This window comes from Spiroplasma endosymbiont of Ammophila pubescens (genome assembly GCF_964020965.1).
In the GTDB taxonomy this organism is placed as follows: domain Bacteria; phylum Bacillota_I; class Bacilli_A; order Mycoplasmatales; family Mycoplasmataceae; genus Spiroplasma.
This window is the reverse complement of sequence record NZ_OZ026611.1, coordinates 287087-301497: the sequence shown is the minus strand read 5'-3', so window position 1 is coordinate 301497 and position 14411 is coordinate 287087. Positions and strand designations below refer to the sequence as shown.

The 14411-nt window shown below is 24.4% G+C and carries 19 protein-coding genes and 2 pseudogenes; 12 read left to right on the top strand and 9 right to left on the bottom strand.

Going from position 1 to position 14411, the window contains the following annotated elements:
• Positions 1-369 precede the first annotated feature (369 nt).
• From ABNT63_RS01895 to ABNT63_RS01855, 9 genes and pseudogenes are all read left to right on the top strand, one after another.
• Positions 370-519 (top strand): hypothetical protein, encoded by a 150-nt coding sequence (locus ABNT63_RS01895; RefSeq protein ID WP_348735535.1) that lies wholly within the window; start codon positions 370-372, stop codon positions 517-519.
• Positions 519-737 (top strand): hypothetical protein, encoded by a 219-nt coding sequence (locus tag ABNT63_RS01890; protein ID WP_004028164.1) that lies wholly within the window; start codon positions 519-521, stop codon positions 735-737. Before ABNT63_RS01895 ends, ABNT63_RS01890 begins: the two co-directional genes overlap by 1 nt.
• A 416-nt stretch (positions 738-1153) precedes the next feature.
• Positions 1154-1603 (top strand): DUF3627 domain-containing protein, encoded by a 450-nt coding sequence (locus ABNT63_RS01885; RefSeq protein WP_348736179.1) that lies wholly within the window; start codon positions 1154-1156, stop codon positions 1601-1603.
• Positions 1604-1741: 138 nt separating this feature from the next.
• Complete coding sequence (locus tag ABNT63_RS01880; RefSeq protein ID WP_348736178.1) at positions 1742-1945, top strand: DUF2649 family protein; 204 nt, start codon at positions 1742-1744, stop codon at positions 1943-1945.
• Positions 1945-2958, top strand: a pseudogene (locus ABNT63_RS01875) (hypothetical protein). The gene ABNT63_RS01880 and the pseudogene ABNT63_RS01875 overlap by 1 nt, the downstream one beginning before the upstream one ends.
• A complete protein-coding gene (locus ABNT63_RS01870; RefSeq protein ID WP_348736177.1) occupies positions 2951-3400 on the top strand; it encodes a hypothetical protein in 450 nt (149 codons plus the stop codon). Before ABNT63_RS01875 ends, ABNT63_RS01870 begins: the two are co-directional and overlap by 8 nt.
• Before the next feature lie 2 nt (positions 3401-3402).
• Complete coding sequence (locus ABNT63_RS01865; protein WP_348736176.1) at positions 3403-3675, top strand: hypothetical protein; 273 nt, start codon at positions 3403-3405, stop codon at positions 3673-3675.
• The gene (locus tag ABNT63_RS01860) at positions 3668-3904 is read left to right on the top strand and encodes a hypothetical protein (protein ID WP_348736175.1); all 237 of its coding nucleotides are present in this window, start codon (positions 3668-3670) and stop codon (positions 3902-3904) included. The genes ABNT63_RS01865 and ABNT63_RS01860 overlap by 8 nt, the downstream gene beginning before the upstream one ends.
• 10 nt (positions 3905-3914) lie before the next feature.
• A pseudogene (locus ABNT63_RS01855) lies at positions 3915-6098 on the top strand (spiroplasma phage ORF1-like family protein).
• Positions 6099-6315: 217 nt separating this feature from the next.
• On the opposite strand, the gene ABNT63_RS01850 reads toward ABNT63_RS01855, so the two are convergent.
• On the bottom strand, positions 6316-6534 hold the full coding sequence (locus ABNT63_RS01850; RefSeq protein ID WP_348736174.1) for a lipoprotein: 219 nt from the start codon (positions 6532-6534) through the stop codon (positions 6316-6318).
• A 74-nt stretch (positions 6535-6608) separates the two neighbouring features.
• Here ABNT63_RS01850 and ABNT63_RS01845 point away from each other — a divergent pair, with 74 nt between their 5' ends.
• From ABNT63_RS01845 to ABNT63_RS01835, 3 genes are all read left to right on the top strand, one after another.
• On the top strand, positions 6609-6914 hold the full coding sequence (locus ABNT63_RS01845; protein ID WP_348736173.1) for a hypothetical protein: 306 nt from the start codon (positions 6609-6611) through the stop codon (positions 6912-6914).
• 78 nt (positions 6915-6992) lie between these two features.
• A complete protein-coding gene (locus tag ABNT63_RS01840; RefSeq protein ID WP_348736172.1) occupies positions 6993-7340 on the top strand; it encodes a hypothetical protein in 348 nt (115 codons plus the stop codon).
• The gene (locus ABNT63_RS01835; RefSeq protein ID WP_348737124.1) at positions 7309-7695 is read left to right on the top strand and encodes an integrase core domain-containing protein; all 387 of its coding nucleotides are present in this window, start codon (positions 7309-7311) and stop codon (positions 7693-7695) included. The genes ABNT63_RS01840 and ABNT63_RS01835 overlap by 32 nt, the downstream gene beginning before the upstream one ends.
• A 1018-nt stretch (positions 7696-8713) precedes the next feature.
• On the opposite strand, the gene ABNT63_RS01830 is transcribed toward ABNT63_RS01835, so the two are convergent.
• The 8 genes from ABNT63_RS01830 to ABNT63_RS01795 all read right to left on the bottom strand — a co-directional run bounded on the left by ABNT63_RS01830 (position 8714) and on the right by ABNT63_RS01795 (position 14098).
• Complete coding sequence (locus ABNT63_RS01830; RefSeq protein WP_348736171.1) at positions 8714-9187, bottom strand: hypothetical protein; 474 nt, start codon at positions 9185-9187, stop codon at positions 8714-8716.
• 33 nt (positions 9188-9220) lie between these two features.
• Complete coding sequence (gene deoC / locus ABNT63_RS01825; RefSeq protein ID WP_348736170.1) at positions 9221-9883, bottom strand: deoxyribose-phosphate aldolase; 663 nt, start codon at positions 9881-9883, stop codon at positions 9221-9223.
• Positions 9870-10517 (bottom strand): Gfo/Idh/MocA family protein, encoded by a 648-nt coding sequence (locus tag ABNT63_RS01820; protein WP_348736169.1) that lies wholly within the window; start codon positions 10515-10517, stop codon positions 9870-9872. Before ABNT63_RS01820 ends, deoC begins: the two co-directional genes overlap by 14 nt.
• A 277-nt stretch (positions 10518-10794) precedes the next feature.
• Positions 10795-11454 (bottom strand): lipoprotein, encoded by a 660-nt coding sequence (locus ABNT63_RS01815; protein WP_348736168.1) that lies wholly within the window; start codon positions 11452-11454, stop codon positions 10795-10797.
• A 43-nt stretch (positions 11455-11497) separates the two neighbouring features.
• On the bottom strand, positions 11498-12067 hold the full coding sequence (locus ABNT63_RS01810; RefSeq protein ID WP_348736167.1) for a hypothetical protein: 570 nt from the start codon (positions 12065-12067) through the stop codon (positions 11498-11500).
• A gap of 12 nt (positions 12068-12079) precedes the next feature.
• Positions 12080-12799: an RsmE family RNA methyltransferase gene (locus ABNT63_RS01805; RefSeq protein WP_348736166.1), complete on the bottom strand. Its 720-nt coding sequence runs from the start codon at positions 12797-12799 to the stop codon at positions 12080-12082.
• Positions 12799-13374 carry a dephospho-CoA kinase gene (gene coaE / locus ABNT63_RS01800; RefSeq protein WP_348736165.1) on the bottom strand — a complete coding sequence of 192 codons (576 nt, stop codon included), beginning with the start codon at positions 13372-13374 and terminating at the stop codon, positions 12799-12801. Before coaE ends, ABNT63_RS01805 begins: the two co-directional genes overlap by 1 nt.
• 37 nt (positions 13375-13411) lie before the next feature.
• On the bottom strand, positions 13412-14098 hold the full coding sequence (locus ABNT63_RS01795; RefSeq protein ID WP_338991798.1) for a GDSL-type esterase/lipase family protein: 687 nt from the start codon (positions 14096-14098) through the stop codon (positions 13412-13414).
• Between the last annotated feature and the right edge of the window lie 313 nt (positions 14099-14411).

Here is a 14411-nt window from a genome sequence, read left to right as displayed (position 1 = left end):
CTCATCCTCATCACATTCAACACGTTTTTTATAAAATTTGTAGAAACCACATACATTTTGTATTTTTGTGGTATTTACAGTTTTAGAAATAAATTTTACTAATATTTTAAATAAGGAGTTGAAATTATACAAACAAAGCAATATTTTATTTTGCGGTCGTTAGTGAAAAAGTATGGTAAAAATATTGTTATTAATATTGTCAATAATATTGCAAAAGATATTGAAATTAAAAAGTAAAAGAATAAATTATTCCGCGTAATTTATTAGCGGATTATTTATTTAATAATGTTTTTTAAGTGGAGCAAAGCGACAACGAGCGGAGCGAGTTTGCAAATTTCAATTTTTTAATTTATTGAAAGGAGTTATATCTTGCCAGTATGATTAACATGAATATTTAGTATTTTGATTTTGTTAGGTATTTTTGCGTGAATTGGTTTATCAATTTATCAAAAAGTTAGACAAATTCAAGGTAAGAAAAAAGATAAAAAAGAAATTGAAAACAAGGAGGATAGAAAATAATGAATTTTTTAGCAGATGCAGTTACTTTTGGGACTGGAATGGATTCTATTTGAACTGGGTTAGGTAATGCAATGGGTAAAGTAAAAGATGCTGTATATGGTATTTTACCGCAGTTAATGACCTTTTTAGGTGATGCGTGAATTATTTTAATTCCATTTGGATTATTTATTATTATTAAGATATTAAACTTTTTCCGTCATATGGTTAAAGGATTTTAATAGAATATAACACTATATTTTAAGTTATTTTAAACAAAATTAAGGCACACTAATTTATTTATTTTTTATTAATTTATTTTATATAACTATTACTTTAAAACTTAATAGTATTTTTCAGTGTACCAATTTTTACTATTTTATATATTTAACATTGTTAATAACATTGTTTATTAAACATTAAATAAGCAATATATTAGCATTATGTATAACATTGTTAATAATAAATGTTTTTATCAATAAATAAACAATATATAAACATTAAATATAACATTGTTTATTAAACAAACATTTAGTTAGGAGATGATAAGTAATGATTAATTATTTTGAATATAAATGTGAAACTTGTTTTAATGATATGAAAAGATTACGATTTGATGAATTTTATTGTTTAAATTGTTATGAAGGAGTTGAAAAAATTGAGTAGTTTTGTTAAGAAAAATCAAAATATAGAAAATTATTTTATTAGCAAGGAACTTATTCCTTTTGAAACAGATAAAGCAAGTTTTATAAATTTACCTAATCATAATCACCATATTGGTTTTTGATTGAGTAATAAATTTATTTATCCTAGTGAAAAACATTCAGAGCAAGTAGCAATCGGTTTAATTTATAATAATTCTTATCCTATTGTAAAATATGATGAAAATTTAAAACGACATACTTGAAAGTATTTAACTGGAACAGAATTAATAAATTTATATAATCAATATAAACAAAACTATTTTACGCGTATGCACAAAGAATTATTTTTAAATGAACCTAAAAAAGTAAAAACAAATATCAATAATAATTTAATAAATTGAAATGATGAAAAAGTAGAGCAATTAATTCGCGATTTGGAAGAATTAGATAATGAGTTTATATAATTATTGAGTTCAATTTGTTAGTTATATTATTGGTTCAAATGCCCCTGAATTTTTATATGTTTTATCGTTTGTATTATTTATTATTTTATTTTTTGGTATGTTTTTTAAACTTATTCAAAAAATGTGGAGTTTTTAAATATGCAAAATAATTGAGAAAAATTAAAAAAGTTTTTTATTCATGTCTTTTTGTTTATAGATAAAACAAATATTGAAAATATTACAACTTGAAATTTAACGCAAAATGAATATTTAACTCTGATGGTTGGTGTTTGAATTGTAATTTTGTTTTTAACATGGTTTTTATTGTGAATGATTTTTAAAATAGTTGGGTATTTTAAATAATGAAAAAGTTTGTATTTTTTCTAATAAATTTTTGTTATATTAATGGTTCAATGGTTTTGTTTAGTTTAATTGATTTATTGCTTTGAATAATTTCATTAAATTATACTGGTTTAGTATTTTGATTATTATTTGCTTTATAGTCTGTATATTTTGTTTGGTGAGTTTGAAAAAATGTTTTTTATCAGTTAAATGTTTTTCGTTTAGTTTACTTTATTTGGGATAATTCATTATCCGTAATTATTGGTAAATTAGTAACTGGTAAAACATTACTTTTAACTTTTTTATCACAAGTTATGAAACTTTTAACGAAGAAAATTTATAGTAATTATCCAATTGAAGATGATGCAATAAAACTTTTAACTTTTAATAACTTAGATTTTACTGATAGAACTAAATTAGTCCCACCTGATGATAGTTTAATTTTATTTGATGAGAGTTTTTTATATATTGATGGAACTAGTCCTCACGAAGTTAAAAAAGTTCATGGTGGTAAAAGTGTGTGGATTGTTTTAGCAAGACATTTTAAAAATAGAGCGATTTTTACTGTACAGCGTGAGGGTATGATGTGAAATAATATTCGTCATTTAGCAAGTGGTATTATTATTCCTATTTCATTGAAAAAACCCGTTAAGTCAAAATTAGGTAATATTTTTAATCGTTTTTTTATTATGCTAATTGGTATTTTCCAAGATATTATTGATTATGAAATTTGAAAAACAAAATCAGTAGAACGAACAGCAGAAGGTAAAAGAGCAAAACATAAGTCAGATGTTTGATTAGGAATTCGGTTTTTTAAGATAATTATTCCGCTTGAATTTGCTAATAAATATGATAGTCATTGATTAAGTTTTGTCCGTGATTTAAAAAATGATGAAGTTATTAATAAAAAAGAATACTTTTGAAAAGATATATCAAAATTAAACAATAAACAACGCTTAGAATTGTTTGATATTGATATTTTGAAAGAAAATTTAAAAGCAAAAAAAGGAAAAGGAAAAATAAAAAATGAGTAATTTATTAAGTGAAAGCGTTAATAACGATAATTGAAATAAGATTTTTAGTTTTATTTTTGATAATTTTTTATTTGTTTTTGATGTGATTTGAAATACTAAATTACCAATGACAAATATAACAATTGCTTATTTTTTAATCTTTTTTATGGTTATTAAGTTATCAATTTATGCTATTCACGGAACATCAATTAATTATAACGATTTAGGTTCAACGGTTAAAAGCGGTGTTATTAATAGTTCTAAACTATACGGTGCTACTATTCGGAGTGTTTCTAGTACTAAACAAGGTTTACAAAAACATATTAAAGAACGAAAACAATTTAAAGTTAGTCGCAATAAACAACAGTTATCAAGTTTAGCAAGACAAGTAAAAACAAGAGAACAAGGATTTAAAAGAATTCATAGCACTAAAAGAATAAAAAAAATAAGTAAGGAGTTGTAAATATGAAAAATAAAATTTTGAGATTTTTAAAAAAATGATGATGAAAAACATTAATTTTTATTTTATGTCATTTTTTAGGTATCGCTTTATTATATTTTGCTGATTTTGAAAAATTTAGAGAGTTTTTTATAAATTTTGGTATTGTTGGAAATTTAATGTGTTTAGGATATTTATTAATTTGACTTGTTTTAACACTTTTATTAATTAGTTTTATTGATTTTTTAATAGAATATATCATCAAAAATAAAAAGAAAGGTGAAATAAGCAATGATTAAGTTAGTTTTATTGGTAGCGGCAATCGCTATATTTGGAACTGGTTTTATTACAGTTATTATTAATCAGTTGACATCAGCAAAAAATATTATTATGGATTTATATAATTCTGATACTTTTTTACTTTCTTTGTTTGGCAAAATGGCAATTTTATTTAGTCATCCACTAATGTTAACGATATCAAGTTTATATATAGTTGGGTTTATTGTTTCAAAAACATTCTATAGTTAGGAGTAGTTAAATATGAAAAAAAACAATATCTTTATTTTCAATATTTATTTTAGGCATTTTAAGTTTAGTAATTCCTTTTATTACTTTAACAGCGTTTAAACCATTAAATCAGCAAAATTATATTGTTAAGCAACAATCAACAGGAATGAATGAAACATATTTTATTAATACAATGTTTTTACGCAGTACTTTTTTTGAAAACTGGTCAGAAACAAATTATTTTATTAACCCAACATTAAAAACATCACAATCATTAACTTATAATGATAAATGATACTTAGATTTTTTAAAGAATAGTTATTCAACTGTTGTTTCTTATGATAAACCAAGTGATAAATTTATGGATTTATATAAAAATTGAGATACTTATATTAAACAATATAATATTAATAAATTTTATTATGTTGATAAAAAGCAATTTTTAAGAGAATTAACAAATTTTATTTATTCTTTTAAAACTAAATATAATTTAACACAGATGTTAAATAAATTAAAAACAAATATAAATAATTTACAATCGGTTAATTTAATTGAAGATAATTGAAAATTAAGTGCTCGTTCTAGTTTGCCAGATAATAAATGATATATTGCAATTGTTAAAAAGTAACAAACTGATGATTTTTCTATTATAAAATTTAATTTTTCAGATAAATCAGTTTGAAATGTTGGGGCACCTTATCATACAATTAATGGAGTATGATATATTGTTAATTCGTTTTATCAATGACAAGAAAATAATGAACCAGAATTACCAACCATTAACAAAAACACTAGTGAAATTACTGATTGAAATATTGATAGTCAAAATAAAATTAAATATTTTTTAAATAATTACTTAGATGTTATTGTTCAAGAAAATATTAGGGTTCAACAAGGCGGTAATCTAGATTATGATGATCCAAATTTAGGTAGTCAAAGAATTATTTTTGATTTTGAAATTATTAATAATTTGAATAAGTCTAGTATTGGTACTATTTTAACTAAAAAATCAATTTATCGAATTATTTTAACGATTGATGAACAAAAAAATATTATTGCTGGGAGTTTAGAGTTAACACATCTTAACTAATATTGAAATGGATATGATTATAATAATTATCGGTATACTGATGATTTAGGTTTTTTATTTTCTTTTATGAAAGATAAGAAAAATACATTTAATTTTAGTGCTGAAACATATAATTATTATCAGGGTAATACTCCTAATACTGGTAAAGAGATTTTTGAACAGATGAAAGGTCAAATTGATATTAATAAATTTTTAAAAGCATTTTTTGCTAATGCTTTAGTTCCAGTATTTCAAAATCGTAGTAATTTTATTGAAAGTGGATATATTGATAATTTACAATATGATACGGTTTTAATTAACTTTTTTGGTTTAAAATTAGTTAATTTTACAGATGTATTAATTGAGGAAAGCAATATTAATAAAACTCAATTTGAAAAATTATTAAATAGTATGTTTGCGGTTTCTCAAAATTTTTATAAATATTATTTACGAACAATTTTTGATTTAAATAATAATACTTATACACAAGGATATAACAAAAAATATGGTTTATTAGCCAATAATGGTTTTAAAATTTACCCACGATATTTTTATTTTTCTGATAAATATAATCAGTTAGATTTTAAGATGTATTCTGCTTATAAAAATCGGTTTTATAACACAAATTATGGAGATGTATTTAACTATGATTTTTCAGTTGCAAATAATTATAATATTAATCAAAATGAGGGTTATGTTTTTGAAGGAACTTTAAAAAACAAATATGGTTTAAAATATAAGAAAATGGAAGAACAAAAAATCGGTTATAATGTTTTTGAATTACAAGCCCAAAAAGAAAATGATATGTATCGATATTATGACTTTAATTTTGGGATTTATAATTGACAAGAAATTAATAATGGTGGATTGTTCCCTGACGGGCAATGATGACAAGCACAGTATGAAAGTTGTAGTTGATATAATTTAGCGTGTCATATCAGAAATGCTGCAATTTGAATAGTTAATAATATCCCCGGTATAAAACAAGTAAACGAATTAGCCAGTGGCGTTGGTAAGATTTTTCAAACAATATATAGTTTTTTTAATCAAACATTTGAGGTATGAAAATTTAGTCCAGCATTATATAATACAATAACAAATATATTTCTATTAATTATATTTATGAAATTTGTAAGATTAATATAAAAAGGAACTGTTATTTAGTTCCTTTTTGTTCTTTTCAATCAGTAATTTCACCAGTGTTTTTGTTAATGGTTGGTAATTCTGGTTCATTATTTTCTTGTCATTGATAAAACGAATTAACAATATATCATACTCCATTAATTGTATGATAAGGTGCCCCAACATTTCAAACTGATTTATCTGAAAAATTAAATTTTATAATAGAAAAATCATCAGTTTGTTACTTTTTAACAATTGCAATATATCATTTATTATCTGGCAAACTAGAACGAGCACTTAATTTTCAATTACTATCTTTTGGTGGTTGTTGTGGATTATATGATGGTTCTGGTTTATTACCCCCGTTTTCATTGTTATTTGGTTTTTCACAACTAATTAATGATGTTGTACTTGTTGTTGTTAATCCGATTGCTCCTAAAATACTAATTATTTTTTTCATATTTTTATCCTTTCTTTTTAAATTATCTTCAATGTTATAATTATACTATATATTCTTAAGGTGGGTGTAAATTAATGAAATATATTATTAATAACTCTAATTTAAGCAATTTACAAGCAAAATCACAAGATTTTTTAAGTAAAAATTATAAAAATAAATATTATAAAAGAATAAAAACAAAAATATTTGCATATATTAATTTATGTAAGGAGTTTTTTCTTGAAACTAAGTTGTTATTAAAAGATTTAATTAAAAAATATTTTAAAAATAAATTTTCAACTTTTTATTATTGAGCAAAGAAAATTTTACTTGCATATACAAATAATAATTTTGAAGATTTATTATTAAAATCAACAGTTCCTAATAATATTAATTATTAATATAGTAATGATGTTCGTGAAAATATCTGTGATTTATATTTTAAATATTTTGATAAACGTGCTGGTGGTGTTTTATCATTGTTTTATAATTTAAAAAAAGGAATTCATGGCGAAGAATTAAAAAATAAAGCACCAAAAAATTTAAAAACATTTTTTCGTTGAATTAAAAAAGATAAACGATGATTAAAAATAAAAAATAAAATTAAAGAAATTAAAAGACAACATCCAAGATATGAAGTTAAAGAATTAGAATTATTACAAATGGATGCTAAATATTTTATGCCAAGTAAATTTCCAGTTGATAAAAAGTATTATGTTTATGATTTTATTGATGAAAGAATGAGAGGAGTATTCGGTTATATTTATGATAAATTATGCACTGAGAATGCTATTGATGCTGTTAAAAGAGCAATCAGTGATTTTTAAAAAAATATTTGGTATTAAAATAACACGAATTAGAACTGATAACGGTTCTAAATTTATTAATAGTCATCGGAATAATCAAAAAAGTAGCGTTAAAGAAACTACTTTTACTCAATTTTTAACAGATAAAAATATTTTACATCAAACAACACACGTTCGTTCTCCGCAGTCAAACGGTAAAATTGAAAGATTTCATCAAAATTATACTAAATTATTTGTATTTGATGAAAAAATATTGGATGCAGTTGGTTTACAAAATAAACTAAATGATTATTATTACTTTTATAATTTTGAAAGAGTGCATAAATCTTTCAATTTTCAGACACCATTTGAATTTTTAACTAATTTAACTAAATAATTTTAAATTTATAAAGTTTTATTTAAACTATTTTTTAGTGTGTCAATTTTAGAATTTTTATTTATATATGTATCATTTTTAATGATGTTTTTATATTTTAAATTATATATTTTATTATTTTTTCTTGCAATCTTCAAAATGTGTGTGGTATACTACAGTTTTTTATAAAATTAGTCTAATAATATTAACAACAAAATAAAACATAAATAAATAAAAAAGAAAATCATTTGTCAAGTTTTTGCGGGATAATACTAATGGTGTTGACAACATTATTATTTAAACTACTTATGAAATAACTTTTTATGAAAAACAAAAATCTAATGTGTTTTTGTTTACCATATGTTACCAGAATATAAACCTTAAATTATTCAAAACTATAAAATATTTGTTAAATAATAATGTGGCACCTATTCATTTTTATGATGCTAAAAAATGAATAAAAAATGGTTAGTACTTTAGTTATCAAAATTAATACTGCTGAAATTATAAACTAATACATAAGAATGAAAAACCTCTTACAATAAGAATCTAAGATTATATTGAACAGCTTAATATCCTTTTTAGACACCAAGCAAATCCCTCTGCTAACTTATTGTAATTTTTTACATAATATATTCATTTTTGATGAAAACCTCTTACTTGTTAAGAGGTTTTATTTTTTAAATTCTACTTCTAAACAATATATTTTTGTTTGTTGTAATGGTAACTTATTAATTCATGGTTTTTGGTCAAGCGGAATTGTTTGATAATTAATGTCATCTTGATGGCCATCTCATGGTTCAACACAAATATATTTTGCATTATTTTGACATTTTCAAATTAATACATTTGGATAATCTTTTGTTGTTAAACTAATTTTTCGAGTTGAATCAACAATTAAAACTTTGTTTGTTGTTTGTTTTAGTAACGCATAATATTAGCCAGTTGTAAAATCATATTGATTTATTAAAAACTAAGAATTTGTTTCTTTCTTCATTTCTGAACCTAAAAAAGTCACATCAGGAATATGGGTAATTATTTATGGATTATCAAAAATAATTTTACCAGTATGCTCATCACAAATAAATGCTGGATGTCAACCAAAATTATATGGCAATGGTTTTAAGTCAAGATTAGTAATCTTAACTTTATTAATTAATTTATTTGCTTCTAATTGATATGTTACTTCCAATTTAAACAAAAATGGATACTGATGATAAAATTCTTTTGTTGCTCTATATTCAACCACTAATGTATCTGCTGTATAAGTAAGAACTTTTCAAGCAGTAATTACACGAAAAAAACCGTGCCCCATTATCGTATAAATTTTATCTGCTAATTGATATTCATTATTAATTAACTTTCCTGTGATTGGAAAACAAATTGGTCACGATTTTTTTCATGTACTATCTTGTTGATAAATATATTCCTTTCCAGCTTTTTTTAATGAAATTAATTCAAACGGATCAGAACTAAGAGTTGCTTCTAAATTTTTGTTTTTTAAAAAATACATTATTTTTTATTTTCCTTTGCTGCTTTATGTCAACTAATAACCTGTTCGATGTGGTTTATTTTCCATAATATTAACACCTCCACTTGTTCCAATTCGCGTTGCTCCTGCTGTAATCATTGCTAAAGCACCAGCTTTAGTACGAACTCCACTAGCTGCCTTAACTTGCATACGTTCTCCAACTGTTTTTTTCATTAGTTTAACATTGGCAATCGTTGCACCTGCTTTACTAAAACCTGTTGAAGTTTTAACAAAATCAAGACCTGCTTCTTCTGCTAACTGACACGCTTTAATAATTTCTGTATCAGATAATAAGCATGTTTCTAATATTACTTTTACAATATGTTGCCCAGCTGCTTTTTTACATGCTGCCATATCGGCACGAACTAAATCATAATTATTTGATTTAAACTGACTAATATTCATTACCATATCAATTTCTGTTGCTCCATCGGCTAATGCCGTTGAAATTTCTGTCACTTTTGTTATGGTAGCATTCGCCCCCAATGGAAAACCAACCACAACGCAAACATTAACTGTAGTATCTTGTAATAAATTATGCGCTAATTGAACATAAGTTGGATTAATACAAACGGATGCAAAATCATATTCTTTTGCTTCAGCACATAATTTTTTAATTTCTACTATAGTTGCATCTGGTTTCAATAAAGTATGATCAATATATTTATTTAATTTCATTTAATAATTCTCCCTGTTGTTCTTCATTAATTTGAACTGCTTCTAAAACACGAATCGCCGAAATTGAGTAATCTAATAACCGCTTCATTTCCGAATAGTTCTCACTATTTATTATATTAATAAAATACTGTAATTCATAGTACATTTTATTATTATGTTCTGATCCTAATGGTAAAACTGTTGTTTGATTTGTAAGGCGATTATATTTTGTAATTGTTTCTAATTTTGTTAGATTAGTAACATTAATTGTAGTATCATAACTTAAAATTTCACTAGGACTAATGCCTGTCGATGCTTTTGAACAAACAATACTAGTTAAAATATTATTACTATGTTGTAAAAGAACAGTATTATTAATATCAACACCATTCTTTAACTTATGACTCATTGCTTTAACATCTTTGACTGGTCCAAATAAAGCAACTGCTAATTCAACAGGATAAATTAACATATCATATAAAGAACCTTTTCCTAAAGTCTCATCAAAAACAGAATTATATTGGTCTAATAAAACTTCTTTCATTCGACTTGAATACTGGTTGCAATGAAAACAATCTAAAAAAGGTTTAATTTTATTAACATTTGTTTGTAAAATTTGATAAGCTGGCAAATGTAAGGGTTTAAAAGCTTCCATCAAAAAAACATTATTAATTTCTGCTATTTGTTTTAATTCAATTAATTCATGTGCAAAAAAAGTTGCCGATTTTTAAACTAAAACATGCTTTTGTTGTTGCAAAAAATTTAGCTTTTTCTAAACTACGTGAATAAAGGGAAGTAATTTTAACTCCTTATACATCACGACAAGCATCAATAAATTCACTCACAATATTGCCTGTACCAATGGTTCCAATCTTTAACATAAAAGCACCTCACTATGTACCTTTCATTTTTGTTAAGTGTTGGTAAATTAGTTATTTCATATTAACATTAAAAATAATTTCACTTGTTAGGAAAAAGTTACTTTGACCGCTTTTAACTGAAACTATATAACGTTTTTGGTCTTCATGATATGTTCCTTGTAAGTCAAGACCATCCAAATTACTTTGGTTAAAGGCTGGGCCACCTAATGTCTTAGTAGCAACATCATCTAATTCACTTGGATCTTTAACTTCTAATTTTGGTGATGCTAATGATAATCAATTTTTTAAATCTGGACGAAGATCAACATAAGATTTTGTTTCTAAATTTCCTCACATTACTGAACCTTTTACTGATTTTGCATCTGATTTTGCTTCCATTTTGACATAAACTTGATTAAAAGTAAATTTATAATTTAAAAAGTTAACCGTAATATTAACTTCATCTCAAGGCAAATATACTGGAGATAAATTTTGAATTCCTTTTGTAATTGCTGAAGTTAAATTAATTTTATCATTAACGATTGCATTATCTTTTTTTAAACTAAATTTTTTGGCAATAATTTTATCATAAGAAAATGAATTTAAGTCTAACTTGTCCCCAACAATATTATTATTGTTGCCACCATTTCTTGAAGGCACACATGCAACAACATTTGATCCAATAGTAGTCCCAATCATTATTGCTCCTAATAAACTTAATATTTTTTTCATTTTTTCATCCTCCGTTATTAATTTCTCTTTTTTTAATTATAAACTAATTATTATTTTTATCATCATCAAACAAAGGATTTTCGCTCTTTTTTGCTTGCTGATCATTTGTTAAAATAGTATTATTTTTTTCCTGTTCTTTTGCTCATTTTTCAGAATCTTGTCAATTTTTTTTAACAATAAAAATTCGTTCTTCAACACGAACAATTGATTCCAAAATTGAACAAGCAATTGTACCAACAAAGACTGTTGGAAATCATACATATCAAAAAATACAAATTTGGGCTGGATTTAAAACTTTTGTATTAGCTAAAATTAAAAAAAATAAACTAATCACAAAAATCAAATATTGACCAATATAAAAAATTTGCATAAAAATAATATGTTTACGTAATAATTGAAATGGTGTCTTTTTTAACTCATGAATACGAACTAAATGATAAATAATAAAAATAATAATAGCAAAACCAATTAAAACATAGCCAATTTTGTAGCCAGTTACTGCTGCAATATCTCATTTTTGTAATCCTAAAATTAGAAAAATTAGTACTAAAGTTGTATATAATATTATATTTGCAACACTAACTAGTGTTTTAATCGATACTACTTTTATCATCTTTGCCTTCTCCTATAATTCTTTTTCATACATAATCATTGCTAAAAGTGCAACTGGTGCTGTTTCAGCTCGTAAAATTCGTTGCCCTAATGAAATGGGGTAATATTGATATGAAGATAAAACCGCAATTTCATGTTGAGTAAATCCACCTTCAGGGCCAATTACAACTGTAATTGTTTTAAAATCATGTTGTAAAAACTGTTTTATTGATAATGTTTCTGCAACGTTTTCATAGCAAACAAGATTAACATCACTTTGATATTGTTGTAACACCTTTAAATCACTTTCAACATCATGTACGAACGGTACTTGATTACGGTAAGATTGTTCTGCTGCTTCCTTACAAATTTTTGTTCAACGTTCAATCTTTTTAAAATTATTTTCACCTTTTAATTGTACCACACAACGACTAAACTGAAAGGGAATGATTTCATTAACTCCTAATTCTGTTGCTTTTTGTAATAAATAATCTCATTTTGCATTCCGAATTAGACCTGCAATTAATCGTACTTTAATTGGACTTTCATGATTTTGCTGTAATTTTTTAATTAATTTAAATAAGTACTTTTGTGGTGCTTGTACTTCTAATATCGTTAAATAATGTTCACCATTATAAATGCAAATAATTTGTGTTTGGTCTCTTAAACGCAAAACTTGTTTAATTTGTTTAACATCATCTTCAGCTAAAATAAAGTAATTATTTTCTAATTGATTGGCAACAAAACGGTGCATTATTGTTCATCTCCTAATATGTCTTCCATTATCTTATCTAATTCTTGGTACAGTTCTGGCAGTGATTTGTTAGTGGTTATTTTATAATCAGATTTTATCTGTTTAAAAAAAGTTGCTTGAATTTTTAATAACTGTTCTGTTTGTTCTGATGATTGTTGATCACGAGCATTAATTCGCGTAATAATGTTCTTTTTACTAGCAGTAATAAATATTTTTGCTATAAAAGAAAGCGCTAATGTGCTTAAACCAATTGCTTCAATTAAAAATTTTTGGTTTGGATTATTATTAATAATTGTGATAATTTGTTGATTAACTTTTGGTCATAAATAATTATTCAACTTATTGTTAGCAAGAGGATTAGTAAAAATAATTGTTCGTAAACGCTCACGATTAACAACACCATTAATAACTATTCCCGGAAAAGTTTGCTCTAAAAAAAACAAAACGGTTGGCTCTTGCATAATTTCTTTTGCAATTTTATCCGCATTTAAATAAGTGAAATGATATTTATTTTGTAAGTATTCACAGGCACTTGTTTTTCCTGCTCCAATATAACCATAAACACCAATAATCATTTATGCTTAATTCCTTTCTAATTGCTTGTTACTAAAATTAATTTAAATTTAATAAATTTTCTGCAACAATAACATCAAAAATGGTTTGGGCAACAGGCATTGTTTCCATTGGTGTATAATGAATACCATCATATTCATTTTGATCTTCAGGATGTGGATTTGCTGATAATTGTAAATTAACAACAGGAATATTTAATTTTGCACAATATTTTTGATAAGCTTCTGGTAAGGATGTCAACAATTCACCATCATGCAATGTTAATACTTTTGGTGGGCAAACTACTAAAACATGATAATTCACTTCTTCTTTATTATCTTTATGCAATACTTTCATTTTATTAATCAATTCCCCTAATGAATCAACAATTTTTGTTTCAATTGGATAATCTGGGATTTCTTTTAATTTTGCATAAGCATCATAACCAAAATAATCATTTGTTCCTAAAAAAATCATGAATAAATCAATTGGATGTGTTTTTTGATATAAAACTGATAAATTGTCCATTCCATTATCTTGGGGAAAACCAAAATCAATTAATGGCTTAATAATTGTTCGTCCTGGTTGGGCATCAGTTTGAATTTCAATTTCTCCTGTTTGATAATATTTTGTTAATAAATTTTCTAATTTTACTGGTCAATTATCAGCATCTGCCATTTTGCCAGTTCCCATCGGTAAATAACCAAAAGTTAGTGAATCTCCTAAAATTGCAATTTTCTTTTTCATCCAAACCTTCCTCTCTGTTATACCATTATTTTATCTTACTTCATTATAATTAAGATTTAATTTTTAAAACTTTCTGAAAAAATAAAATAATCCATGCTAAACCAAATAAACCGCGTAATGCATTAGGCAATGTTTGATAAACTCGTAAGTATTGCGCTAAAGAATAAAATAAAAATAAAAATGCAATAATAAATGAACAAAAAATTCATAACAAAATAATTACAATAATATTTAGTCATTCATTATTATTATTTTGTAATTGCGCTGTAAACTCACTTGATGAACGAAAGCGAGTAAAAAAATAAGCTAATGG